This is a genomic window from Actinomycetospora sp. CA-084318, assembly GCF_050955885.1.
Classification (GTDB): Bacteria; Actinomycetota; Actinomycetes; order Mycobacteriales; family Pseudonocardiaceae; genus Actinomycetospora.
Window position 1 is genome coordinate 4,541,637 of record NZ_CP192098.1, and the last position, 21,651, is coordinate 4,563,287.

A 21,651-nucleotide genomic window follows, 5' to 3' on the forward strand; every position below is an offset into this window, starting at 1 on the left:
ACTTGTGACGGGTATGGCCGTCACAACTACTCACGAGGCGAAGCCACCTGGCGCCGCACCGCCTCCGGACCCGCCGCGAGCAGCAGCGTAGGGAGCCGCGGGCCGGTCTCCGAGCCGACGAGCAGCCGGTAGAGCAGCACGAAGAACCGACGCTGGGCGGCCTTCAGCTCGTCGGTCGGCTTCGTGTCGAGCGGCAGGCCGGCCTGCTGCTTCGGCACCCCGTAGACGAGGGTGGTGAGGCCCTCGAGCGACCAGTCCTGCTCCAGCCCGTCGAGCAGCAGCCGCAGCGACTCCCGGTCGGTGTCGTCCAGCGAGGCGAGCAGCTCGGCGTCCGGGGCCGCGAGCAGCCGGGTGTGCGACTCCTCCGGCATGTAGTGCTCGACCCACGCCTCCGCGCGGTCCAGTCGCGGGCGCAGGTCGTCGAGGGTGACCGGCTCCTCCGGGTCGCTCGACACCAGGCCGGTGAGGATGCGGCCGAGCTGCTGCGGGTCGCCGGTGGTCACGTCGACGACGGAGGTGAGGGTCCGGAAGGAGACCGGTTGCGGCGTCGTCGGCAACGACCGTTCCGCCGTCGCGACCGAGCGTGCGTGCCCGAGGGCCTCGATCGGCGGCGCCGTGCCACCCGCGACCTTGCGCGCGAGCGCGTCCCACTCGTCGTAGAGCCGGGAGAGCTCGGCGTCGAACGCGACCTTGATCGCCTGGTTCGGACGGCGGCGGGCGTAGAGCCAGCGCAGCAACGGCGCCTCGAACACCTCGAGCGCCGACGACGGGGTCGGCACGCCGCCCTTCGACGACGACATCTTCGCCTGCCCCGAGATGCCGACGAACGCGTACATCGGGCCGATCGGCTGCCGTCCGCCGAAGATCTCGGAGACGAGCAGGCCACCGACCTCGTACGACGAGCCCGGGGACGAGTGGTCGACCCCGCTCGGCTCGAAGTCGACGCCCTCGTAGGCCCAGCGCATGGGCCAGTCGACCTTCCACACCAGCTTGCCGCGGGTGAACTCGGAGAGCAGCACCGTCTCCGACGACCCGCAGGCGCAGGTGAAGCTCATCTCGGTCGAGTCGTCGTCGTAGGCGACGATCGTGGTGTCGTCCTTGCCGCACGCCGAGCAGAACGGCTTGTACGGGAAGTACTCGCCCGTGGCCGAGCCGACGGCCTCGTCGTCGGGACCCTCGTCCTCGGCGGTGGCGGTCTTCTTCGTCCGGAACCGACCCAGCACCGCGTCGATCCGCGAGCGCTCGCGCATCGCGAGCAGCGTCTGCGTCACGTAGGCGCCGGAGGTGTACATCTGCGTCTGCGAGATGCCGCGGAACGGCACCCCGAGCTCGTCGAGCGCCGCGATCATCGGGGCCTTGAAGTGCTCGGCCCAGTTCGGGTGCTCGCTGCCGCGCGGCGCGGGGACCGCCGTCAGCGGCTTGCCGATGTGCTCGGCCCACGAGTCGTCGATGCCCTCGACGCCCTTCGGCACGCGGCGGTAGCGGTCGAAGTCGTCCCAGGAGATGACGTGCTCGCACGGGATGCCGCGGCGGCGGATCTCGTCGGCGACCAGGTGCGGCGTGAGGACCTCGCGCAGGTTCCCCAGGTGGATCGGGCCGGACGGGCTCAGCCCGGAGGCGCAGATGATGGTGCGCCCCGGCTCGGCCTTCGCGACGACGTCGTCGGCGAGCGTCGCCACCCAGTCCTGCGAGGTCGACTCGGCCGCGTCCCCGCCGCGCTTGCGAGCCATCAGTGCTGTCCCCCGTCGCTGCGCTCGCCCATCAGCGATCCCGGACCGGGTTCGTGAGCGTGCCGATGCCCTCGACGGTCACCGAGACCGTCTGCCCGTCGACCATCGGGCCGACGCCGGCGGGGGTGCCGGTGAGGATGGTGTCGCCGGGCAGCAGCGTCATCACCCGCGAGATGTAGGCGATCTGCTTCTCGATGCCGTGGATGAGCATGCTCGTGCGCGACTTCTGCACCGAGGCACCGTCGAGCGTCGTCTCGATTGCGAGGTCGGACGGGTCGAGCTGCGTCTCGATCCACGGGCCGAGCGGGCAGAAGGTGTCGTAGCCCTTGGCGCGGGTCCACTGCCCGTCGGCGGACTGCAGGTCGCGCGCCGTGACGTCGTTCGCGACGGTGTAGCCGAGCACCACGTCCTTCGCCCGCGCCTCGGGCACGTCGCGGCAGGGCTGCCCGATCACGACGGCGAGCTCGCCCTCGTAGTCCACGCGCTCGGAGTCCGCGGGACGCAGGATCGGCAGGCCGGGACCGATCACGCTGGTCGAGGGCTTCATGAAGATCAGCGGGTTGGCGGGGGCGTCGCCGCCGCCCATCTCCGCGACGTGCTCGGCGTAGTTCTTGCCGATGCACACCACCTTCGACGGCAGGATCGGCGCGAGCAGCCGGACGTCCGCGAGCGGCCAGGTGCGGCCGGTGAAGGTCGGGTCGCCGAAGGGGTGCTCCGCGATCTCCGCGCAGACGTCGCCTCCCTCCGGGCTGCCACCGGCGGTGGTGGGCGACTGGAGGGCGGCGAAGGAGACACCGTCGGCGTGGGCGATCCGGGCGAGACGCACGGCGACCACCCTAGTCGCGCGGGACGACGACCTCTCCGGCCGCCACCGGCTCCTCGTCCGCCACGAGCGTCCAGTCCCCGGCCCGTCCCAGCTCGGCGTTCAGCGCGGCGAGATCGGTGCGCGGCACGGCCAACCACGCACCCTGGTCCGACCACGTCCACGCCAGCTGCACCTCGGGCAGCGCCCGCGCCACGGCCGCGTGCAGCACCGTCGAGAGGTACTTCGGGTGGCTGGCCCAGGCGAGCTCGATGGTGTTCCCGACCACGGTCACGGTCAGCTCGGTGCGCCGGTCGCCGACGTCGAGGTGCTCGACCGTGATCTCCGCGCCGGTGAGCCGGGCGAGGTCGGCGACCTGCTCACGGAGGTCGTCGGCGAACTGCTCGACGTGGCTGTCGTGGAAGGCGAGGGCGGCGAGGTGGTCGTCGGTCTCGAACCCCGGGTGGTAGTAGCCGCCCTCCCACAGCGCGGACAGCACGCTGTAGGCGGTGACCGGCTCGCCCGCGTCGGCCACGGACTCCATCAGGTCGACCGGCCGCGGGGTGCGGGGGCGGAAGAGACCCGCGCGGTCGAGGATCCCGACGACGCGGGCGAGCTCCGCACGGCCCTCGGGCGAGAGCTCGGGCGGCGGCGGGCGCTCTAGGGTCTCCTGGACCTCCGGGGTCTCCGCCCGGACCGGGAGCGGCCCGAGATCGGGGAGCGGAGCGGGGATCCGCCAGCCGGAGACGGGACCGGACTCCTGCTGCGCACGGGCCTCGTTCGCAGCCCGGCGGTGGCGGACCGCGACGATCGAGAACCCGATCAGGACGACGACGGCGAGACCGACGAGCGGCCACGGGGTGCCGACGCTGCCGGGGCCGAACGCGAGGTACAGGAAGTAGCCCGCGACGACGAGGCCGCCCGCGCCCCAGAGCAGGGCGAGGGCGTCGTCGAGGGACCAGCGGCCCATCGGCTCAGGCGAGCGAGCGGGTCCCGGCGGCGCTGGAGACCAGGGCGGCGAGCCGGTCGCCGACCGCGCTGGTGCCGCCCGGGTTCTGGTGGTCGCGGGTCGCGAGGTCGAACGCGACCGCGGCCTCGACGCGCCGGGCCAGCTCGGGCTCGCCGAGGTGGTCGAGCAGCAGCGCGACGGAGAGGACGGCCGCCGTCGGGTCGGCGATGCCCTTGCCGGCGATGTCGGGCGCGCTGCCGTGCACCGGCTCGAACATGCTCGGGTTGGCGCGGGAGACGTCGAGGTTGCCCGACGCCGCGAGGCCGATGCCGCCGGTGACCGCGGCCGCGAGGTCGGTGAGGATGTCGCCGAAGAGGTTGTCGGTGACGATCACGTCGTAGCGCGACGGGTCGGTGACCAGGTGGATCGTCGTGGAGTCGACGTGCTGGTAGTCGACCGAGACGTCCGGGTGCTCGAGCGAGACCTCCTCCACCACCCGCGACCACAGCGAGCCGGCGTGGGTGAGGACGTTGGTCTTGTGCACCAGCGTCAGCTTTCGGCGCGGGCGGTTCGCGGCGCGGGTGAAGGCGTCGCGGACGACACGCTCCACGCCGAAGGCCGTGTTGATGCTGACCTCGGTCGCGATCTCCTGCGGGGTGTCCTTGCGGAGCAGGCCGCCGGTGCCGGCGTACGGGCCCTCGGTGCCCTCGCGGACGACGACGAGGTCGATCTCCGGCTGGGCGGACAGCGGCCCGCGGACACCGGGGTAGAGCCGGGCCGGGCGCAGGTTGACGTGGTGGTCGAGCTCGAAGCGCAGGCGCAGCAGGAGGCCCCGCTCGAGGATGCCGCTGGGCACCGACGGGTCGCCCACGGCGCCGAGGAGGATGGCGTCGTGCTCGCGCAGCTCGGTGAGCACCGACTCGGGCAGCAGCTCGCCGGTGGAGTGCCAGCGGGCGGCGCCGAGGTCGTAGTGCGTCGACTCGATCTGCGGGGCCAGCTCGGAGAGGACCTTGAGGGCCTCGTTGGTGACCTCGGGTCCGATCCCGTCTCCGGGCACCACCGCGAGTCGCATGTCCAGTCTTCCTCCCCCGACGGGCCGACCTCGATGGTGCGACCGGGCTCACCTGCGGTGGAGGCTACCGCGCGTGTCGGTGGGACTCCTCACCGGATCACTCCATGGGATGTGTCGGGCACCGAGGTGCCCGATCGACACCTCAGCCGAACGGGATCAAACGGGTGGTTCGCGCGTCGAGCGCACTCCCGATCGGGGCCAGCACCTCGTCCGGGACCGCCCGGTCGACGCGCAGGAGCATGACCGAGGAGCCCCGGTCGCGGGTCTGGGAGAGCTGGGCGGCCTCGATGTTGATGTCGGACTCCCCCAGCCGGGTGCCGACGAGCCCCATCGCGCCGGGCCGGTCGGTGTACTCGACGAGCAGGACGTGGCCCTCGGCGCGCAGGTCGAACGAGCGGCCGTTGATCTCGACCAGCTTCTCCACCTGGTCGGTGCCGGTGAGCGTGCCGGAGACCGTCGTGTGGCCGGCGCGCAGCGTGACCACGCTGCGGTGGTTCGGGCTCTCGGTCGCCGTCTCCACGGTGACGCTGACGCCGCGCTCCGCGGCCAGGGCCGGAGCGTTGACGAACGTGACCGGCTCGTCGACGACCTCGCCGAACACCCCGCGCAGCGCCGCGAGCTCCAGCACCCCGACGTCCTCGTGCGCGAGCTCGCCGCGCACCTCGACCGTGATGGCGTCGGGCTGGCCGACGAGGGTGGAGAGCAGCGTGCCGAGCTTCTGCGTGACGCCGAGCCACGGCCGGACCTCCTCGCCGACCGCGCCGCCCTGCACGTTGACCGCGTCCGGCACGAAGTCGCCGCGCAGGGCCTTCAGCACGGAGTGCGCGACGTCGGTGCCGGCCCGGTCCTGCGCCTCGGCGGTGGAGGCCCCGAGGTGTGGCGTGGCGGTGACCTGCTCGAGCTCGAAGAGCGGGCTCTGCGTGGTCGGCTCGGTGACGTAGACGTCCACGCCCGCGCCCGCGACGTGGCCGGAGCGGATCGCCTCGGCCAGCGCCTCCTCGTCGACCAACCCGCCGCGCGCCGCGTTGATCACGATCACGCCGGGCTTCGTGCGCGCCAGCGCCTCCTTGCCGATCAGGCCCTGCGTCTCCGGGGTCTTCGGCAGGTGGATCGTCATCATGTCGGCGCGGGCCAGCAGGTCGTCCAGCTCGACGAGCTCGATGCCCAGCTGGGCCGCGCGGCTCGCGGGCAGGTACGGGTCGTACGCGATGACGTGGGTGTCGAACGCCTTGATGCGGCTCGCGAACAGCTGGCCGATCTTGCCCAGCCCGATGACGCCGACCGTCTTGCCCTGGATCTCGACGCCGCCGTACCGGCTGCGCGCCCACTCCCCGCGGCGCAGGGCGGCGTCGGCGGCGGGGATGTGCCGGGCGGTGGCGAGCAGCAGGGCGAGGGCGTGCTCCGCGGCCGACACGATGTTGCTGGTGGGCGCGTTCACCACCATCACGCCGGCGGCCGTCGCCGCGGGCACGTCGACGTTGTCCAACCCCACGCCGGCCCGCCCGACGACCGTGAGGTGGCGCTGTGCGGCGAACACCTCGGCGTCGACCTGGGTGGCGCTGCGGACCAGCAGTGCGTCCGCGTCGGCCACGGCCTCGAGCAGCGCCGCCCGGTCGGTGCCGTCGACCTGGCGGACCTCCACCTCGTCGCCGAACACCTCCAGCGTCGACGCGGCGAGCTTCTCGGCCATCAGGACGACGGGCTTGGGCATGCTTCTCCCCGGGGTCGGCGGCGGTGCGCGGCGCTCATGGTGCCGTAGACCACATCGCCGGGGACCGCTGGGTGTGACCCGGACCTCACCCCGGCCTCAGCCGACCCCCGACGATGTACCGCTGCTCCCACTGGATGCGTGCAGACCGCCATCGTCACCGGCGGTCCGGCCGGACGGCAGGTCGGGCGTCCACAGCACGGCGGCCGTCGGCAGGTGCTCGGCGATCCCGACGGCGTCGAGGACGTCCCGCTCCAGGCCCATCGCGTCTCCCCGCAGACGGCCCGGTCGGATCCCGTACACGTGGAGCCCGGCCGACCGGTAGGCACGGTGCTGCCGCTCGGTCTCCGCCACCTGCTGGGGAGTCATGAAGTGCTGCTCCACGGAGTCGATGGGCAGAACGGCCCCGACCTCCGGGAGATAACCGTCGGCGATACCGAGGAACACGCCCGCGCAGTACAGCCGCACGTTGAAGAGAATCCGGTGCCGGGCGAGGGCGGGCCGCTCGAGCCACCAGTCGTGGAAGTCGACCTCCGCCGCCGACCGCGCTCCCGCCTCCACGGCCTGCAGCACCGTTCGTGGCAGTGCACTGCCGGCCCGGGGACCCGCCTCGAGTTCGGCGCGGAGCGAGTCGACCAGCAGCATCCGACGCTGCACCGGCTCGGTCAGCACGGCCGCGACGTCCGCGCGGTCGGTCATCCCGCGGACGGCGTCGATCACACACCGCTCCATCGGGGCCACGGTCAACCCGTCCCTGGTCCAGGGCGACGGAGGCCGGTGGGTGCGCTCCACCCGGATGCCCTGCACCGACCGCACCCGTCGGGTCGCGGCGACGAGCACGTGCACGTCGTCCGGTAGCTCGCCCCGTCGGAGCCGATGGGCGCGGGCGCCGTCGAGACCCGACAGCACCGCCCCAGCTCCGGCGTAGACGAGTCCGGCGCGGGCGAGCTGGCGACGGGTCGCTGTCCCGGTACCGAGTCTGATCGTCGACGGCGCCATCAGTGTCCAGGGCCCGTCGTCCCCGCACCGCCGGTAGACGGTGCTCTCCGGGACATCCAGCTCCGCGAGCACCCGGACGTGGATCACGTCGTCCTCCGCCGCCTCGCGGAGGCGCGCCACGTGGGCAGCCCACTGTCCTCGTCTCACGAGCACGAGGGTGCAGCCGCGGGACGGGCCGCAGGGGCCATTCGGACCGATCTGTGGACAACCGAGTTCGGCCGCGGTCGACGATGGCGGTCTGGTCGCGTCCAGTGGGACCAGCGCGCCATCGTCAGTGGGGCACCAGCCCACGAACGACGACGGCGGGCGCACCCCGTGAGGTGCGCCCGCCGCCAGAGGCAGGGACTAGAGGGCCTGCTTCGGGATGAACGGCATCAGGTCGCGCAGCTTGGCGCCGACCTGCTCGATCTGGTGCGCCTTGCCCTCGTCCTCGAGCTTCGTGAAGTTCGGGCGGCCGTTGTCGTCCTCGGCGATCCACTCGCGGGCGAAGGACCCGTCCTGGATCTCGGTGAGCACGCGGCGCATCTCGTCCTTCACGGCTGAGTTGATGATGCGCGGGCCGCGGGTGAGGTCGCCGTACTCGGCGGTGTCCGAGCAGGAGTACCGCTGGCCGTAGATGCCCTTCTCCCACATGAGGTCCACGATCAGCTTGAGCTCGTGGAGGCACTCGAAGTAGGCGATCTCCGGGGCGTAACCGGCCTCGACGAGGGTCTCGAACCCGGCCTGGACCAGCGCCGAGGTGCCGCCGCAGAGCACGGCCTGCTCGCCGAAGAGGTCGGTCTCGGTCTCCTCGGTGAACGTCGTCTTGATGACGCCGGCGCGGCCGCCACCGATGGCCGAGGCGTAGGAGAGCGCGAGCGCCTGGGCCTGGCCGGAGGCGTCCTGCTCCACCGCGATCAGGCAGGGCACGCCCTTGCCGTCGACGAACTGGCGGCGGACCAGGTGGCCCGGGCCCTTCGGCGCGACCATGGCGACGTCGACGTCCGACGGCGGCTTGATCAGGTCGTAGCGGATGTTGAAGCCGTGCCCGAAGAAGATCGCGTCGCCGCTCTTGAGGTTCGGCGCGATGTCCTCGGCGTAGATCGTCCGCTGCTTGGTGTCCGGCGCCAGGATCATGATGAGGTCGGCCTCGGCGGCGGCCTCGGCCGGCGTGACCACCCGCAGCCCCTCCTCCTCGGCCTTGGCGCGCGACTTCGAGGACTCGGGGAGCCCGATGCGCACGTCGACGCCCGAGTCGCGCAGCGACAGCGAGTGGGCGTGGCCCTGGGAGCCGTATCCGATCACGGCGACCTTGCGGCCCTGGATGATCGAGAGATCGGCATCGGCGTCGTAGAAGATCTCGACACTCATGGGAACTGCGGTTTCCTTCCTGAAGTCCTGCTCAACGATTCGCGGCGATCGCGCGCGGCCCGCGGGCCAGCGCGACCATCCCCGACTGGACGATCTCGCGGATGCCGTAGGGCTCGAGCATCCGACGCAACGCCGACAGCTTGTCAGCCGTGCCGGTCGCCTCGACGGTGACGGCGTCGGGGGCGACGTCGACCACCTTGGCCCGGAACATCTGCGTCACCTCGAGCACCTGCGAGCGCACGGTGGCGTCGGCCCGCACCTTGAGCATGACCAGTTCGCGCTGGACCGAGGTCGCCGGCTCCAGCTCCACGATCTTGATGACGTTGACCAGCTTGTTGAGCTGCTTCGTCACCTGCTCGAGCGGGAACTCCTCGACGCTGACGCAGATGGTCATCCGCGAGATCCCCTGCTCCTCGGTCGGGCCGACCGCGAGGGACTGGATGTTGTAGCCGCGCCGGGAGAACAGGCCCGAGATGCGGGCCAGGACACCGGGCTTGTCCTCGACGAGGACCGACAGCGTGTGCGTGCTCATCACTGCTCCCGCTCGATGTCCGTGACGACCTCGTCCGCGCCGCCGACCTCGGGGTCGTCGAACAGCGGCCGGATGTCGCGCGCGGCCATGATCTGGTCGTTGCCCGTGCCGGCGGCGACCATCGGCCAGACCTGCGCGTCCGCGCCGACGGTGAAGTCGATGACGACCGGGCGGTCGTTGATCGCCATCGCCTGGTTGATCACGCGGTCGACGTCGTCCTTCGACTCGCAGCGCAGGCCCTCGCAGCCCAGCGCCTCGGCGAGCATCACGAAGTCGGGCACGCGGTGCTTGTGCGTGCCGAGCTCGGTGTTCGAGTAGCGCTCCCCGTAGAAGAGGGTCTGCCACTGCCGGACCATGCCCAGGTTGCCGTTGTTGATGACGGCGACCTTGATCGGGATGCCCTCGATCGCGCAGGTCGCGAGCTCCTGGTTGGTCATCTGGAAGCAGCCGTCGCCGTCGATGCACCACACGGTGGCGTCGGGCAGGCCGACCTTGGCGCCCATGGCCGCGGGCACCCCGTAGCCCATCGTCCCGGCGCCGCCGGAGTTGAGCCACGTGCGCGGGTGCTCGTAGCCGATGAACTGCGCCGCCCACATCTGGTGCTGGCCGACGCCCGCCGCGTAGATCGCCTCCGGGCCCGCGATCTGCCCGATGCGCTCGATGACGTACTCCGGCGAGAGCGTGCCGTCGGCCGGCTCGTCGTACCCGAGCGGGAACGTCTCGCGCCACGCGTTGAGCTGGTTCCACCAGGCGGTCAGGTCGGTGCGCTCGCCCTCCCGCGACCGCAGCGCCGCGGTGAGCTCGCCGATGACCTCGCGGGCGTCGCCCACGATCGGCACGTCGGCGACCCGGTTCTTGCCGATCTCGGCCGGGTCGATGTCGGCGTGCACGACGCGCGCGTCGGGCGCGAACGTCGACAGGTCGCCGGTGACCCGGTCGTCGAACCGCGCGCCCAGCGCGATGAGCAGGTCCGAGCGCTGCATCGCCGCGACCGCGGCGACCGTCCCGTGCATGCCCGGCATCCCGAGGTTCTGCGGGTGCGAGTCGGGGAACGCGCCGCGCGCCATGAGGGTGGTGACGACGGGGGCGCCGGTCTCGCGGGCGAGCTCCATCAGCTCGGCCGAGGCGCCGGCCTTGATGACGCCGCCGCCGACGTAGAGGACCGGACGCTGCGCCTCGCCGATCAGCCGGGCGGCCTCGCGGATCTGCTTGCCGTGCGGCTTCGTCGTCGGCCGGTAGCCGGGCAGCGCCATCTCGACCGGCCAGGAGAACGTGGTCTGCGCCTGCAGCACGTCCTTCGGGAGGTCGACGAGCACCGGGCCGGGGCGTCCGGTCGACGCGATGTGGAAGGCCTCGGCGATCGCGCGCGGGATGTCGGCCGGGTCGGTGACCAGCATGTTGTGCTTGGTGATCGGCAGCGTGATGCCGCAGATGTCGGCTTCCTGGAACGCGTCCGTCCCGATCGCCTTGCGGCCGACCTGGCCGGTGATCGCGACGATCGGCACCGAGTCGAGCATCGCGTCCGCGAGCGGGGTGACCAGGTTGGTGGCGCCCGGACCCGACGTCGCGATGCAGACCCCGACGCGTCCGGTGGCCTGGGCGTAGCCGGTGGCCGCGTGGCCCGCACCCTGCTCGTGGCGCACGAGGATGTGCCGCACGAGCGTCGAGTCGTACAGCGGGTCGTACGCCGGGAGGATGGCGCCGCCCGGGATGCCGAAGACGATGTCGCAGCCCACGGCCTCGAGCGACCGCACGAGGGACTGCGCCCCGGTGGCGGGCGTGGGGTCGACGCGAGCGGGGCGAGCCGCGGCGCGGGACGGCGACGCCTGCGCCGCCGAGTCCTGCTGCTCGCTCGGCGCGCCGGTGCGCGGCACCGGGCGCGGTCTGGCTGTGGTCATCGGTGATCAGCCTCTACGGGTGGTCAATGCGGGGTCCGGACACGAAAAAGCCCTCGCCGCCGGTGGCGGAGAGGGCAGGCGCGTCAGGTTCTTCAGGCGGCGAGCACGATGCTCGTCAGACGCTGACGCGCCCGGCGAGTACGAGAATTCGCTGCATGCCGGAGACGGTAGCACGCGATCCACACGGCCCGGGACCATCACCCGCGTCACACCCCGGTGGTCCCCGGGACGCCTTCACGACGCCGGTTCGTGCCCCGGCTGGCACCATCGCGGGCGTGGCCGACGAGCAGCAGACACCCGGCGGGACGGTGCGGACCACGGCGCCGACGCCCGCGACCTTCCGCGCCGTGCCGACCGTGGCCCTGGTCGCCGTGGCCTTCTTCGCGCTGTGCATGTCCCCGATCGCCTTCCAGGGCGGCCCGTGGTTCCTGGTGTTCCTCGTCCCCCTCGCGCTCGCGGTCTGGGTGGTCCGCGGGCGCACCCGGGCCGACGAGGAGGGGCTGCACGTGCAGCGCCTGTTCGGCTCGCGGTCGGTGGCGTGGTCGGACCTGAGCGGGCTGCGGCTGCCGGAGAAGGGCTGGGTGCACGCCGTGCCCACCGAGGGTCCGGAGGTCGAGCTGCGCGGGGTCCGCATCCGCGACCTCGGACGGGTCGCCGAGGCGTCCGGGAACCGGATCAGCGCGCCCACCCCGGCCGAGGCGGAGGCCGCGGCCGAGCACGCCCGCGAGCTGGAGGCGGCACGCATGCGGGTCGCGAAGCTGCGGGAGCGCCGGGCCGAGGCGCAGGCCGTGGACACCGCGGAGTCCACCGGCGACGACGCCGCTGCTGCCGAGGACGGGTCCGCCGGTACGACCGACGACACCGACGACGCCGACGGGGCGCAGCGCCGGGAGGCCTGACCCGCACCGACCCGCCGTCGAGAACGCCGGGCGTAACCTCCGGACGGAACCACACCCGTCACTGGAGGACCCCGTGCCGCCGCTCCGTTCCCGCGTCACCACCCAGGGCCGCAACGCCGCCGGCGCCCGCGCCCTGTGGCGGGCCACCGGCATGACCGACGACGACTTCGGCAAGCCGCTGATCGCGATCGCGAACTCGTACACGCAGTTCGTGCCGGGGCACGTGCACCTCAAGGAGATGGGTGAGCTCGTCGCCGGGGCGGTCCGCGAGGCGGGCGGGATCGCACGGGAGTTCCACACGATCGCCGTCGACGACGGCATCGCGATGGGCCACGGCGGCATGCTGCACTCGCTGCCGAGCCGCGAGGTCATCTCGGACGCGGTCGAGCACATGGTGCAGGGGCACGCGGTCGACGCCCTCGTGTGCATCTCGAACTGCGACAAGATCACCCCAGGCATGCTCAACGCCGCGATGCGGCTGAACATCCCCACCGTCTTCGTCTCCGGCGGGCCGATGGAGGCCGGCAAGGCGGTCGTCGTCGGGGGTGTCGCGCAGGCGCCGACCGACCTCATCACGGCGATCTCCGCGAGCGCGTCCAGCGAGGTCTCCGACGACGGCCTCACCGAGGTCGAGCGCTCGGCCTGCCCCACCTGCGGCTCCTGCTCGGGCATGTTCACCGCGAACTCGATGAACTGCCTGACCGAGGCGCTGGGGCTGAGCCTGCCGGGCAACGGCTCCACGCTCGCCACCCACGCCGCGCGCCGCGACCTCTTCCTGACGGCGGGTCGCACGGTCGTCGAGCTCGCCCGCCGGTACTACGAGGGTGACGACGAGTCGGTCCTGCCGCGCAACGTCGCGAACAAGCACGCGTTCGAGAACGCGATGGCGCTCGACGTCGCGATGGGCGGCTCGACGAACACGGTGCTGCACATCCTGGCCGCCGCCCACGAGGCCGGCCTGGACTTCACGCTGGCCGACATCGACGCCGTCAGCCGTCGGGTGCCGTGCGTGTCGAAGGTGGCGCCGAACTCGAACTTCCACATGGAGGACGTGCACCGCGCCGGCGGCATCCCCGCCATCCTCGGCGAGCTCGACCGCGCCGGGCTGCTGCACCGGGACGTGCACGCCGTGCACGCGGACTCGCTCGAGGCGTGGCTCGCCCGCTGGGACATCCGCGGCGCACAGCCCGCACCGGAGGCCGTCGAGCTGTTCCACGCGGCGCCCGGCGGGGTCCGCACCGTCGAGCCGTTCTCGACGACGAACCGCTGGTCCTCGCTCGACACCGACGCCGCCGACGGCTGCATCCACGACGTCGAGCACGCCTTCTCCGCCGACGGCGGCCTCGCGGTGCTCACCGGCAACCTCTCCACCGAGGGCGCCGTGATCAAGAGCGCCGGACTGCCCGAGAACGGCCGCCGCTTCCAGGGTCCGGCCCGCGTGGTCGACTCCCAGGAGGAGGCCGTCTCGATCATCCTCAACCGCGAGGTGCAGCCGGGCGACGTCGTCGTCGTGCGCTACGAGGGCCCCGCCGGCGGGCCGGGGATGCAGGAGATGCTGCACCCCACCGCGTTCCTCAAGGGCGCGGGCCTCGGCGCAGTGTGCGCGCTCGTCACCGACGGCCGCTTCTCCGGCGGGTCCTCGGGCATCAGCGTCGGGCACGTCTCCCCGGAGGCGGCGCACGGCGGCGTCATCGCGCTCGTCGAGCAGGGCGACCAGATCCTCATCGACGTCGACGACCGCCGGATCGAGCTGCTCGTCGACGACGACGTGCTCGCCGAGCGCCGCGCCAAGATGGAGACCTCGGAGCGCCCCTGGCAGCCGCGCACCGACCGCGGCCGGAACCTCACCGCGGCGCTGCGGGCCTACGCGAAGCTGGTGACCTCGGGCGCCACCGGCGCGGTGCGGGACCTCTGACCCCGACGACGGGGCCGGGCGCCGGCCCCGTCGTCAGGCCCGCATCGCCAGGAGCACCGTGAGCGCGGTGCCCACGGCGAGGACGGCGCAGGTGATCCCGACCGCGGTCTGCCCGCGGTGCCACGGCCGGTCGGCGTCGCCGCTGATCCGGCCGGGCCCCGCGAGGACGACGACCACGGCCAGCGCGACGGCGAACAGCGAGGTCTCGGCGGGGCCGACGGTGCCGGAGGCCCACGCGGCGGGCAGGGTCACAACGAGGGCGACGAGCGCGATCGCGAGCAGGGCCGACCCCGCGAACGAGGCGAACACGCCGACCGTGACGAGCACGCCCGCGACCAGCTGCACCCAGCCCAGCGCGGTGCCGAGCCCGGCGGCCGGGGCGAACCCGTAGCCCGACAGGAGGACCTGGGTGTGCGCGGTGCCGTCACCGTGGCCGCGCGGCAGGTCGAACAGGGTGCGTGCGCCGCCGAGGACGGCCGTGACGCCGAGGACCACCCGCGCCACGAGCAGCCCGACCTCGATGCTCCACGGTCGCACGGCCAGGACCGTCGTGGTGGGCACCGGCTCGTCGATCGTCGAGGCGCCGCGTTCCTCCCGCCACGGGAAGACGGCGGTGTCGCTCGGCGCGCCCTCGAACCCGAGGAACGCGACGTCGCCGCCCTCCACCCGTTCCCGACGCCACAGGCTCACGATCGAGGAGCGTAGGTCGCCCCGATCGGGTGAGGGCGACGACGCGCGGGCGGAGCGGATCAGCTCGTTGCGCCGAATCGCCCACGGGCCTCGACGGGGATGAGCGGCCGCTCGCCCCGCACCCGCAGCTCCTGGACCGCCCAGGTGTTCCCGTCGGGGTCGGAGAACCCGAAGAACGTCCCTCCGTCGTCGGGCACGATCACGGTCACGTCGCTGACCTCGACCCCGCGACCGGCCAGCTCCGCGTGCGCGGCGCGGGCGTCGGCGACGCACAGCTGCAGGCCCTTCACCGACCCCGGAGCCATCTCGTTCTGCGACGGGAGGCTCCCGATGACGATCGAGCACCCGGAGCCGCGCGGGGTGAGCTGGGCGACCTCCATGTGCTCGTTGACGGTGTGGTGGTCGAGGGCGAAGCCGACCCGGTCGCGGTAGAACGCCACCGCCCGGTCGATGTCGGAGACGGGCAGCACGACGACTTCCAGGGTCCAGTCCACGGTGGTTCCTCTCGGGTGGGGGCTCACCCCGACGTCGAACCAGGACGTCGTTCTTCGACAGCTCAGTACTGCCCGACGACCAGGTTCGGCGGGTCCTCCCCCGCGACGACCGCCTCGATCTGCGGCACGACGATCCGGTAGGCGCGCTCGAGGTGGCCGGGCACGCTGCCACCCACGTGCGGGGTGATGAGCAGGTTCGGCGCGCGCCAGAGCGGGTGGTCGGCCGGGAGCGGCTCCGGGTCGGTGACGTCGACGGCCGCGCGGAGGCGCCCGGAGGTGAGCTCGGCGAGCAGGGCGTCCGTGTCGACCACGGGTCCGCGCGCGGCGTTCACCAGCAGGGCCCCGTCGGGCATCGCGGCCAGGAAGGCGGCGTCGACCATCCCGCGCGTCGTGTCCGTCAGCGGCACGAGCAGGACGGTGATGTCGTGGTCCGGCAGCAGGTCGGGCAGCTCGTCGACACCGTGCACGCCCTCGCGCGCCCGGCTCCCGACCAGCGTGACCGGGCCGACGTCGAAGGGCTCGAGCCGACGTCCGGTCTGCTCGGCGAGGTCGCCCGCGCCGACGAGCAGGACGCTCTTGCCGGTGAGGGTGTCGGTCAGGTGCTGGTCCCAGTGCGCGGCCACCTGGTGGCGCACGAACTCCGGGATCTCGCGCAGCACCGCGAGGATCGCCGCGAGCACCCACTCCGCGGTCACGCCGCCGTGGGCGCCCTTGCAGTCGGAGAGCGCGACCCCGTCGGGCAGGGCCCCGACGAACTTCTCCGCCCCCGCCGTCAGGAGCTGTACGAGGCGGACCTGCGGGCAGGCGTCGAGCAGGTCGCGGGCCGCGTCGGCACCGAGGAAACCGGGGACGAACACCTGGGCCTGCGCCGCCTCGGCGGGCAGGCCGTCGACGCCCGCGTCCTCGTCGTAGCGCACCACCCGGACGCCGTCGACGCGGGCGAGCTCCCGCTCGCCGACCTCGTCGGGGACCAGCACGGTCAGCGTGTCGTCGCTCATCGGGACCGGAGGCTAGACCACCCCGGGGCTCACGACGGGTTCAGTCGCGGGCGCCTAGGGTGACCCCCGATGTCCCCGGGTCCCGTTGCACGCGCCGTCGGGCTCGCCGCCCTGCTCGTCGCGCTGGCGGCGGGCTGCGCCAGCTTCCCCGACGCGTCGAGCGAGCCGTGGCGCGACAAACCCGAGATCGGCGCCGAACGCGCACCCCAGCCCCAGTCGCCTCCGCCGTCCGAACCGCAGGCCCCCTCCGCGCCCGGTGGCGGCGCCCCGCCGTCGGGACCGTGCGTGGACCCGGACCCGCAGGTGGTCGCCACGTGCCTCGCCCCCGTCTCGGCGGTGGTGACGCTCCCGGGCGGGCAGGCCGCGCTGGTCGCCGAGCGCACCACGGGCCGCATCCTGCGGGTCGCGCCGCAGACCGCACCCGAGGTCGTCGCCACGGTGCCGGTGGACGCGGCCGGCGACGGCGGGCTGACCGGCCTCGTGCTCTCCCCCAGCTACGAGGAGGACCAGCTCCTCTACGTCTACGCGACGACGTCGTCGGGCAACGCCGTCCTGCGCGTCGCCCCCGGCGACACTCCGAAGCCCGTCCTCTCCGGCATCCCGCGCGGCGCGACCGACAACCGCGGCACCGTGGGGGTCGAGCCGAACGGGACGCTGCTCGTGGCCACCGGCGACGCCGGCACGCCCGACCCCGGCCCGACCTCGCTCGCCGGCAAGGTCCTGCGGATCGACCCCTTCGGGCGCCCCGCCCCCGGCAACCCCGACCCGGCGTCCCCGATCGTCGGCTCCGGCGTGCACTCCCCCGGCGACGCCTGCACCGACCCGGCGTCGAACACCACCTGGGTCACCGACCGCACCGGCGCGCGCGACGTGCTCCTCGCGATCCGGCCCGGCGCGCCCGTCGGCACGGCCGCCGCGGCGGCCCCGGCGTGGACCTGGCCCGACCGCCCCGGCGTCGGCGGCTGTGCCGCGGGCGGCGGCACGCTGCTCGTCGGCCTCAGCGACGCCCGGGGCCTGTTCGCGCTCAGGCCGACCGCCGAGGGCCGTTTCATCGGCGTCCCCGAGACGCTCCTGCCCAACGCGTACGGCCGGATCTCCGGCGTCGACCTCGCCTCCGACGGCTTCGTCTGGTTCGGCACCGTCAACAAGGACGGCGCCCCCGGCCCCACCGACGACCGCGTGGTCCGCATCAAGCCGCCCAGCGGCGTCGGCTCCGGCCCCGAGTAGCGCGCCTCAGTCCGGTTTGGCGGTCGCCTGCGTGACGTAACGCTCGACGGCGTCGCGGGCCTCGTACACCGTGCGCGCGTGGCCCCACCGCTGCGCGTCGAGCGTCGAATGGGTCCAGCCGCCCGGCGGCACCCTGGTCCCGAGGGTCAGGTAACCGATCTGCCGGTCCCACAGGATCTCCGACTCGAAACCGCGCGGATCGTCCCACCGCCAGGAGTACCCGTGGTCCTCGGACGATTCCAGGACCTCGATCCCGTCGATCTCCATGAATTCTTCCTCCTCACTGCGGGAAATCGTAGAATCGGCGCGTGACCGTCTACGTCTCCCTTCCTCAGATTCCGCTGACCCTCAAGTTCGAGGAGCCGATGGACGAGGTCGCCTCCCATCTGCACGAGCTCGTCGAGAACGCGAAGGTGCTCCGCTACCGCACCGACAGCGGGGCGATGGTGCTGATCAACTGGGGTGTCATCGAGTCGCTCACCCTCAACGAAGGGCCGCGCACGCTGGAGTTGGACGAGATCAACCGCGGGCTCAAGGCCTCGATCGAGACCATCTCCGACCGCTGAGGCGTCACCGGTCACGAGGCAGCAGCGGACCGAGCGGGCCGAGATCGAGGTTGAGATCCGCGGGCGTGAGCCCGAACTGCTCGGTCAATTCGTCCATGGCGTCCGAGAGCAACATGAGTGCCGTTCCCAGGTCCTCCTCCTGCTGCTCGGTGAGTTCGGAGTTCTCCGCCCGCCGGATCGCCTGTCGCTCCATCAACTGACGCAGGAGTTCGACGATCGTCAGGACGAGTTTCATGAGATCGCGGCGCACCGCGTCCTTGTCGATCTCGATCCGGTTCTCCGACGGCGGGTCAGCCATCGGGCCGTCCCCCGTCGACCCGCTCGGAGGCGACCCGCTCGGACCGCACCGCCACCGTGGGACCGGGCTCCGCCGGGGCGATCGAGGTGATCAACGCGCGCAGCGAGATGCGCACCAGGTCGACCCCGGCGAGCGAGATCGTCAGGTCCCCGGTGAGCACCACCCCGCCCGCGAGGAGACGGTCGAGCAGGTCGACGAGCGCCACCTCGCGGTCCCCGAACAGCGACGTCTCGCGGTGCTCGACGGTCATGACGCCCGCCCCGCGAACGAGTACGGGACCCACGGACCGGTCAGCTCGAGGTCGATCGACCCCTCGCGGGCGAGCCGCTCCACCAGCGCCCGCAGCTCCTCGGCCGCCGAACGGTCCACGAGGTAGGCACCGTTGAGCACCATCTGCTCCGGACGCCCGGTCAGCGAGCGGTCCTGCGGCGGGTGCCGCCGCGCCTGCACGGCCAGCCCCGCGACCGCGGCGTCCACCGCGTCGGCCTCCCGTTCGGCGGCCGCCACCGCGGCGTCCCCCTCGCGCAGGGCCTCCCGGCGGGCCCGGAGGTACGCGGCGCCCGAGCTCGGCCGCCCACCCGCCGCCGAGCGTGCCGCCGCCGGGCGGACGTAGGCCTTCACACCCCACTCGTCCCGCCCGTCGACCCGGTCGAGCACCGCCGCGAACTCCTCCCGGCTCTCCCGCAGGACGGCCCGCACCCGGTCGTCGTCGAGGTAGACCGTCGCCAGGGCCAGGGGCGCCACCGCGTGCTCCCGACCCACCGCCTCGACCACGCCGTGGTGCGCCCGCGCGACCTCGGCGAGCCAGGCGAGGTCCTCGCGGTGCGCCTCCAGGTCCTCGAACGCCTCCCGGTCCACGTCGGAGACCACCGCCTGCAGACCCGCCTCGTCGACCAACCGCAGCGCTCCCCCGGCGACCCCGCCCGACCCGACGTCGGGAACCCGCTCGAGATCCCGACCGACCGCGTACAGGTAGGTGATCACGACTCCCCCTCCGGCTCCGGCGCCCGCTCGACCTTCTTCCGGCGCCGGGCCGGCCGGGCCTGCGCCTGCTCCAGGGCCGTGATCCGCTCGCGCAGCCGTTCGTTCTCCTCCTCCAGCTCGGTGCGGCCCGCCGAGAGGGTCGGGTCGCGCTCCCACCAGTCGATGCCCATCTCCTTGGCCTTGTCGACGGACGCGACGACGAGGCGGAGCTTGATCGTCAGCAGCTCGATGTCGAGCAGGTTGATCTGGATGTCCCCGGCGATCACGATGCCCTTGTCGAGCACCCGTTCCAGGATGTCCGCGAGATCGGTGCCACTCGGCGCGCGGGCGGCCTGGCCGCCCTGTCGGCCCTGCGCCGGAGGCATCGAGCCCGTCCACCGGACCGGCTCGTTCATCGGTCCTCCTAGTCGTCGTCGCCCCGGCCGCGGGTGTAGCGGGAGACCCGCTTGTAGCCGACGAGCTCGCCGTCGGCGTCCATCTCGACCTCGTAGATGGCGAGCAGGTCGGTCGAGTCGGGGATGCGACGGCTCTCGACGACCTCGAGCGAGACCGTCCACCCGTCCTCGTCCCGCCGCACGGAGGTGACGCTCTCGGACTCCTTGCCCGTCATCTCCATGACCTGCTCCGCCGCCCAGCGCGCCACCACGCGCGCGGGGACCTTGCGGGGCCGCTGCGGCTCGGGTTCCGGCTCCGGCTCGTCGTCCTGGTCCTCGTCCTCGTCGACGTCGTCCGGCTCGTCCTCGACGTCGTCGGGCTCGAGGTCCTCGGGCTCGTCCGGCGCACCGCGGTCGTCGGGCTCCGGCTCCCCCGGGTCCTCCCGACGACGGCGGGGGCGCTCCTGGTCCGTCGGGGCGTGGCCGTTGCTCCGGTCGCTCTGCCTGCTCTGGTCGCCCCGACGGCGGCGGGGGCGCTCCTGGTCGGTCGGGGCCGCCGCCTCCTCGTCCCGACGACGGGTCCGGTCCGGCTCGTCGTCCGGGTCGCGCCGCCGACGGCGGGCACCCGCCGTCGAGGAGGCCGACCGGCCACCGGAGCGGCGGCGGTCGGCCTCCTCGAGCGGGTTGCGACGGGCGCGGCGGTCCGCCCCGCTCACGACCCGCCGCCCGACGGCTCCCGGCCGGTCAGCCGCGCGAGCAGCACGTCCTGCTGGGCGTCCCGCTCGGCCTCGCTGATCTCGCCGCGCTCGTGCGCGGCGTCGAGATCGTCGATCTGGGCGCGGATCACCGCCGGGTCGTTCAGCCGGTGGTCGACCTGCTCCTCGATCCGTTCGGCCACCCACACCACGCCGCGGACGGGCGCGAGCGGCAGCAGGAGCAGTTCGGTGAACAGCCCCACGGCTCACTCACCGTCCTGATCCGGCACGTCGTACTCCGGGAGGAAGTCGAAGCACGCCGTCGGCCCGAACAGCCGGAGCTCGACCCGGCCCGACCACTCGTCGCCCAGGTCGTCCACGGCCCGCTCGAAGTCGGTGCGGTGGTCCCGGCGGACGAGGAACGCGACGTGCACCGCGCCGGTCTCCCCGCTGGCCTCCTTGACCACCGTCGCCACCGCGTAGCGCCCGAGCGCGTCCAGCGTCGCGTCGGCATCCGCGGCGCGAATGGCGTCCATCGCCTGCGAGACGGCCTCGCCGAGCTTGACCCGGTCGTAGTAGGAGCTGTCCTCGTCCATGCCCGAGATGCGTTCCCGCAGGTCCCGGACGGACGGGTTCTCCTCGACGATCCGGGTGAGGATCACGTCCTGGTCGTAGTCCCCGCGCAGCGAGAACTGGACGAGGTCCGCCATGTCCTCGAGCGCCCGGGTGAAGTAGTCCCGGTGCGGCTCGAGCAGTTCCGCGCGGACCGCGTCGTCGTCGGTGAGCACGCCGCCGAACCGCATCGGCAGGACGGCCGTCTCGACGGCGATCGCGTTCAGCACCCGCTCGTGCGCGAGCAGGTGCTGACGCGTCCCCAGCGGACGGTCCACCGCGACGTCGCTGACGACCGCGGCGAGCGGCCCGGCGCTGACCAGCCCGAGACCGGACTCGCCCGCCTCGCTCCCGGTGTCGATCCCCTCCAACCCGTCGGGGATGCGCTGCCCGGAGCGCAGGATGCCGTACACGTAGGACCCGACCCGCTCCCCGCCGGAGTCCTGCTCCGGCGCCTCGCTCACGACTCCTGCTTCCGGCTCGAACGGCGCTCCTCGCGGAGCTCGTCCCACTTCTCCTTGCCGGCGTCCAGGACGCCCTTCGTCTTCCCCTTGGCCCCGCCCTGGGTGACGTTCTCGGTCATGCCACCCATGAACTCGCCGAGGTCCTTGCCCCCCTTGGCGTGCAGGTCGAGCCGGTTCGTCGCCTCGGCGAACCGCAGGTAGGTGTCGACGCTCGCGACGACGATGCGCGCGTCGATCGTCAGGATCTCGATACCGACCAGTGAGACCTTGACGAAGGCGTCGATCACCAGACCCTTGTCCAGGATCAGATCCAGGACCTCGGCCAGGCCGCCCTGCGGGGCCTTCTGCACCCCACCGCCCTGACGTTGGCTGACGGTCACGTCTCCTCCTCGCAC

25 protein-coding genes are annotated in these 21,651 nt (G+C 72.9%); 4 read left to right on the plus strand and 21 right to left on the minus strand.

All coding sequences use genetic code 11. The features are described 5' to 3' along the window. Positions 1 to 26: 26 nt before the first annotated feature. The 9 genes from lysS to ACQPYX_RS22290 form a co-directional block, all read right to left on the minus strand. On the minus strand, positions 27 to 1,730 hold the full coding sequence (gene lysS / locus ACQPYX_RS22250; RefSeq protein WP_433799450.1) for a lysine--tRNA ligase: 1,704 nt from the start codon (positions 1,728 to 1,730) through the stop codon (positions 27 to 29). A 31-nt stretch (positions 1,731 to 1,761) separates the two neighbouring features. Beyond that, positions 1,762 to 2,556, minus strand: coding sequence for a fumarylacetoacetate hydrolase family protein (locus tag ACQPYX_RS22255; protein WP_433799451.1), 795 nt, complete (start codon positions 2,554 to 2,556; stop codon positions 1,762 to 1,764). Positions 2,557 to 2,566: 10 nt separating this feature from the next. Next, positions 2,567 to 3,502 (minus strand): hypothetical protein, encoded by a 936-nt coding sequence (locus ACQPYX_RS22260; protein WP_433799452.1) that lies wholly within the window; start codon positions 3,500 to 3,502, stop codon positions 2,567 to 2,569. A 4-nt stretch (positions 3,503 to 3,506) separates the two neighbouring features. Next, a complete protein-coding gene (locus ACQPYX_RS22265; RefSeq protein ID WP_433799453.1) occupies positions 3,507 to 4,553 on the minus strand; it encodes a 3-isopropylmalate dehydrogenase in 1,047 nt (348 codons plus the stop codon). A 142-nt stretch (positions 4,554 to 4,695) separates the two neighbouring features. After that, complete coding sequence (gene serA, locus ACQPYX_RS22270) at positions 4,696 to 6,264, minus strand: phosphoglycerate dehydrogenase (protein ID WP_433799454.1); 1,569 nt, start codon at positions 6,262 to 6,264, stop codon at positions 4,696 to 4,698. Between the two features lie 96 nt (positions 6,265 to 6,360). Continuing rightward, complete coding sequence (locus tag ACQPYX_RS22275) at positions 6,361 to 7,407, minus strand: hypothetical protein (protein WP_433799455.1); 1,047 nt, start codon at positions 7,405 to 7,407, stop codon at positions 6,361 to 6,363. A 198-nt stretch (positions 7,408 to 7,605) separates the two neighbouring features. Beyond that, positions 7,606 to 8,610 (minus strand): ketol-acid reductoisomerase, encoded by a 1,005-nt coding sequence (gene ilvC / locus ACQPYX_RS22280; RefSeq protein ID WP_433799456.1) that lies wholly within the window; start codon positions 8,608 to 8,610, stop codon positions 7,606 to 7,608. A 31-nt stretch (positions 8,611 to 8,641) separates the two neighbouring features. Next, entirely contained in the window at positions 8,642 to 9,142 is a 501-nt protein-coding gene (gene ilvN / locus ACQPYX_RS22285) for an acetolactate synthase small subunit (RefSeq protein WP_433799457.1), read from the minus strand. Beyond that, entirely contained in the window at positions 9,142 to 11,040 is a 1,899-nt protein-coding gene (locus ACQPYX_RS22290) for an acetolactate synthase large subunit (protein ID WP_433799458.1), read from the minus strand. Before ACQPYX_RS22290 ends, ilvN begins: the two co-directional genes overlap by 1 nt. A 275-nt stretch (positions 11,041 to 11,315) precedes the next feature. On the opposite strand from ACQPYX_RS22290, the gene ACQPYX_RS22295 reads away from it, so the two are divergent. Both ACQPYX_RS22295 and ilvD read left to right on the plus strand, forming a co-directional pair. After that, positions 11,316 to 11,939 carry a PH domain-containing protein gene (locus tag ACQPYX_RS22295; protein ID WP_433799459.1) on the plus strand — a complete coding sequence of 208 codons (624 nt, stop codon included), beginning with the start codon at positions 11,316 to 11,318 and terminating at the stop codon, positions 11,937 to 11,939. 73 nt (positions 11,940 to 12,012) lie between these two features. Then, the gene (gene ilvD, locus ACQPYX_RS22300) at positions 12,013 to 13,854 is read left to right on the plus strand and encodes a dihydroxy-acid dehydratase (RefSeq protein WP_433799460.1); all 1,842 of its coding nucleotides are present in this window, start codon (positions 12,013 to 12,015) and stop codon (positions 13,852 to 13,854) included. A gap of 33 nt (positions 13,855 to 13,887) precedes the next feature. Here ilvD and ACQPYX_RS22305 read toward each other — a convergent pair whose 3' ends face one another. From ACQPYX_RS22305 to ACQPYX_RS22315, 3 genes are all read right to left on the minus strand, one after another. Then, positions 13,888 to 14,544: a DoxX family membrane protein gene (locus tag ACQPYX_RS22305; protein WP_433799461.1), complete on the minus strand. Its 657-nt coding sequence runs from the start codon at positions 14,542 to 14,544 to the stop codon at positions 13,888 to 13,890. 59 nt (positions 14,545 to 14,603) lie between these two features. Then, entirely contained in the window at positions 14,604 to 15,038 is a 435-nt protein-coding gene (locus ACQPYX_RS22310) for a VOC family protein (RefSeq protein WP_433799462.1), read from the minus strand. 62 nt (positions 15,039 to 15,100) lie between these two features. Continuing rightward, a complete protein-coding gene (locus ACQPYX_RS22315; protein WP_433799463.1) occupies positions 15,101 to 16,036 on the minus strand; it encodes a 2-hydroxyacid dehydrogenase in 936 nt (311 codons plus the stop codon). A gap of 69 nt (positions 16,037 to 16,105) precedes the next feature. Between ACQPYX_RS22315 and ACQPYX_RS22320 the strand changes: the two genes are divergently transcribed. Then, a complete protein-coding gene (locus ACQPYX_RS22320) occupies positions 16,106 to 17,263 on the plus strand; it encodes a PQQ-dependent sugar dehydrogenase (protein WP_433799464.1) in 1,158 nt (385 codons plus the stop codon). Positions 17,264 to 17,269: 6 nt separating this feature from the next. Here the strand turns inward: ACQPYX_RS22320 and ACQPYX_RS22325 are convergent, their stop codons facing one another. Next, positions 17,270 to 17,530 (minus strand): hypothetical protein, encoded by a 261-nt coding sequence (locus tag ACQPYX_RS22325; RefSeq protein WP_433799465.1) that lies wholly within the window; start codon positions 17,528 to 17,530, stop codon positions 17,270 to 17,272. Positions 17,531 to 17,571: 41 nt separating this feature from the next. Here ACQPYX_RS22325 and ACQPYX_RS22330 point away from each other — a divergent pair, with 41 nt between their 5' ends. Then, positions 17,572 to 17,829 carry a hypothetical protein gene (locus tag ACQPYX_RS22330; protein ID WP_433799466.1) on the plus strand — a complete coding sequence of 86 codons (258 nt, stop codon included), beginning with the start codon at positions 17,572 to 17,574 and terminating at the stop codon, positions 17,827 to 17,829. Positions 17,830 to 17,833: 4 nt separating this feature from the next. Here the strand turns inward: ACQPYX_RS22330 and ACQPYX_RS22335 are convergent, their stop codons facing one another. The 8 genes from ACQPYX_RS22335 to gvpJ are packed head-to-tail and all read right to left on the minus strand — an operon-like array spanning position 17,834 to position 21,636. Next, positions 17,834 to 18,127 (minus strand): gas vesicle protein K, encoded by a 294-nt coding sequence (locus tag ACQPYX_RS22335; protein ID WP_433799467.1) that lies wholly within the window; start codon positions 18,125 to 18,127, stop codon positions 17,834 to 17,836. Beyond that, positions 18,120 to 18,377 (minus strand): gas vesicle protein, encoded by a 258-nt coding sequence (locus ACQPYX_RS22340; protein WP_433799468.1) that lies wholly within the window; start codon positions 18,375 to 18,377, stop codon positions 18,120 to 18,122. Before ACQPYX_RS22340 ends, ACQPYX_RS22335 begins: the two co-directional genes overlap by 8 nt. After that, positions 18,374 to 19,111, minus strand: a complete 738-nt coding sequence (locus ACQPYX_RS22345; RefSeq protein ID WP_433799469.1) for a GvpL/GvpF family gas vesicle protein — start codon at positions 19,109 to 19,111, stop codon at positions 18,374 to 18,376. The genes ACQPYX_RS22340 and ACQPYX_RS22345 overlap by 4 nt, the downstream gene beginning before the upstream one ends. Continuing rightward, positions 19,108 to 19,506 (minus strand): gas vesicle protein, encoded by a 399-nt coding sequence (locus ACQPYX_RS22350; protein ID WP_433799470.1) that lies wholly within the window; start codon positions 19,504 to 19,506, stop codon positions 19,108 to 19,110. The genes ACQPYX_RS22345 and ACQPYX_RS22350 overlap by 4 nt, the downstream gene beginning before the upstream one ends. Before the next feature lie 8 nt (positions 19,507 to 19,514). Next, complete coding sequence (gene gvpO, locus ACQPYX_RS22355) at positions 19,515 to 20,201, minus strand: gas vesicle protein GvpO (protein WP_433799471.1); 687 nt, start codon at positions 20,199 to 20,201, stop codon at positions 19,515 to 19,517. Beyond that, positions 20,198 to 20,443: a gas vesicle protein GvpG gene (locus ACQPYX_RS22360; protein ID WP_230758427.1), complete on the minus strand. Its 246-nt coding sequence runs from the start codon at positions 20,441 to 20,443 to the stop codon at positions 20,198 to 20,200. The genes gvpO and ACQPYX_RS22360 overlap by 4 nt, the downstream gene beginning before the upstream one ends. A 3-nt stretch (positions 20,444 to 20,446) precedes the next feature. Next, positions 20,447 to 21,256, minus strand: coding sequence for a GvpL/GvpF family gas vesicle protein (locus tag ACQPYX_RS22365; protein ID WP_433799472.1), 810 nt, complete (start codon positions 21,254 to 21,256; stop codon positions 20,447 to 20,449). After that, positions 21,253 to 21,636 (minus strand): gas vesicle protein GvpJ, encoded by a 384-nt coding sequence (gene gvpJ / locus ACQPYX_RS22370; RefSeq protein ID WP_433799473.1) that lies wholly within the window; start codon positions 21,634 to 21,636, stop codon positions 21,253 to 21,255. The genes ACQPYX_RS22365 and gvpJ overlap by 4 nt, the downstream gene beginning before the upstream one ends. Between the last annotated feature and the right edge of the window lie 15 nt (positions 21,637 to 21,651).

Bases quoted from the DNA above. Each gene is read 5' to 3' on its own strand.
- lysS (WP_433799450.1), bottom strand. From the start codon at position 1,730: ATGGCTCGCAAGCGCGGCGGGGACGCGGCCGAGTCGACCTCGCAGGAC.
- ACQPYX_RS22260 (WP_433799452.1), bottom strand. From the start codon at position 3,502: ATGGGCCGCTGGTCCCTCGACGACGCCCTCGCCCTGCTCTGGGGCGCG.
- ACQPYX_RS22265 (WP_433799453.1), bottom strand. From the start codon at position 4,553: ATGCGACTCGCGGTGGTGCCCGGAGACGGGATCGGACCCGAGGTCACC.
- serA (WP_433799454.1), bottom strand. From the start codon at position 6,264: ATGCCCAAGCCCGTCGTCCTGATGGCCGAGAAGCTCGCCGCGTCGACG.
- ilvC (WP_433799456.1), bottom strand. From the start codon at position 8,610: ATGAGTGTCGAGATCTTCTACGACGCCGATGCCGATCTCTCGATCATC.
- ilvN (WP_433799457.1), bottom strand. From the start codon at position 9,142: ATGAGCACGCACACGCTGTCGGTCCTCGTCGAGGACAAGCCCGGTGTC.
- ACQPYX_RS22290 (WP_433799458.1), bottom strand. From the start codon at position 11,040: ATGACCACAGCCAGACCGCGCCCGGTGCCGCGCACCGGCGCGCCGAGC.
- ACQPYX_RS22315 (WP_433799463.1), bottom strand. From the start codon at position 16,036: ATGAGCGACGACACGCTGACCGTGCTGGTCCCCGACGAGGTCGGCGAG.
- ACQPYX_RS22320 (WP_433799464.1), top strand. From the start codon at position 16,106: ATGTCCCCGGGTCCCGTTGCACGCGCCGTCGGGCTCGCCGCCCTGCTC.
- ACQPYX_RS22325 (WP_433799465.1), bottom strand. From the start codon at position 17,530: ATGGAGATCGACGGGATCGAGGTCCTGGAATCGTCCGAGGACCACGGG.
- ACQPYX_RS22335 (WP_433799467.1), bottom strand. From the start codon at position 18,127: ATGGCTGACCCGCCGTCGGAGAACCGGATCGAGATCGACAAGGACGCG.
- ACQPYX_RS22340 (WP_433799468.1), bottom strand. From the start codon at position 18,377: ATGACCGTCGAGCACCGCGAGACGTCGCTGTTCGGGGACCGCGAGGTG.
- ACQPYX_RS22350 (WP_433799470.1), bottom strand. From the start codon at position 19,506: ATGAACGAGCCGGTCCGGTGGACGGGCTCGATGCCTCCGGCGCAGGGC.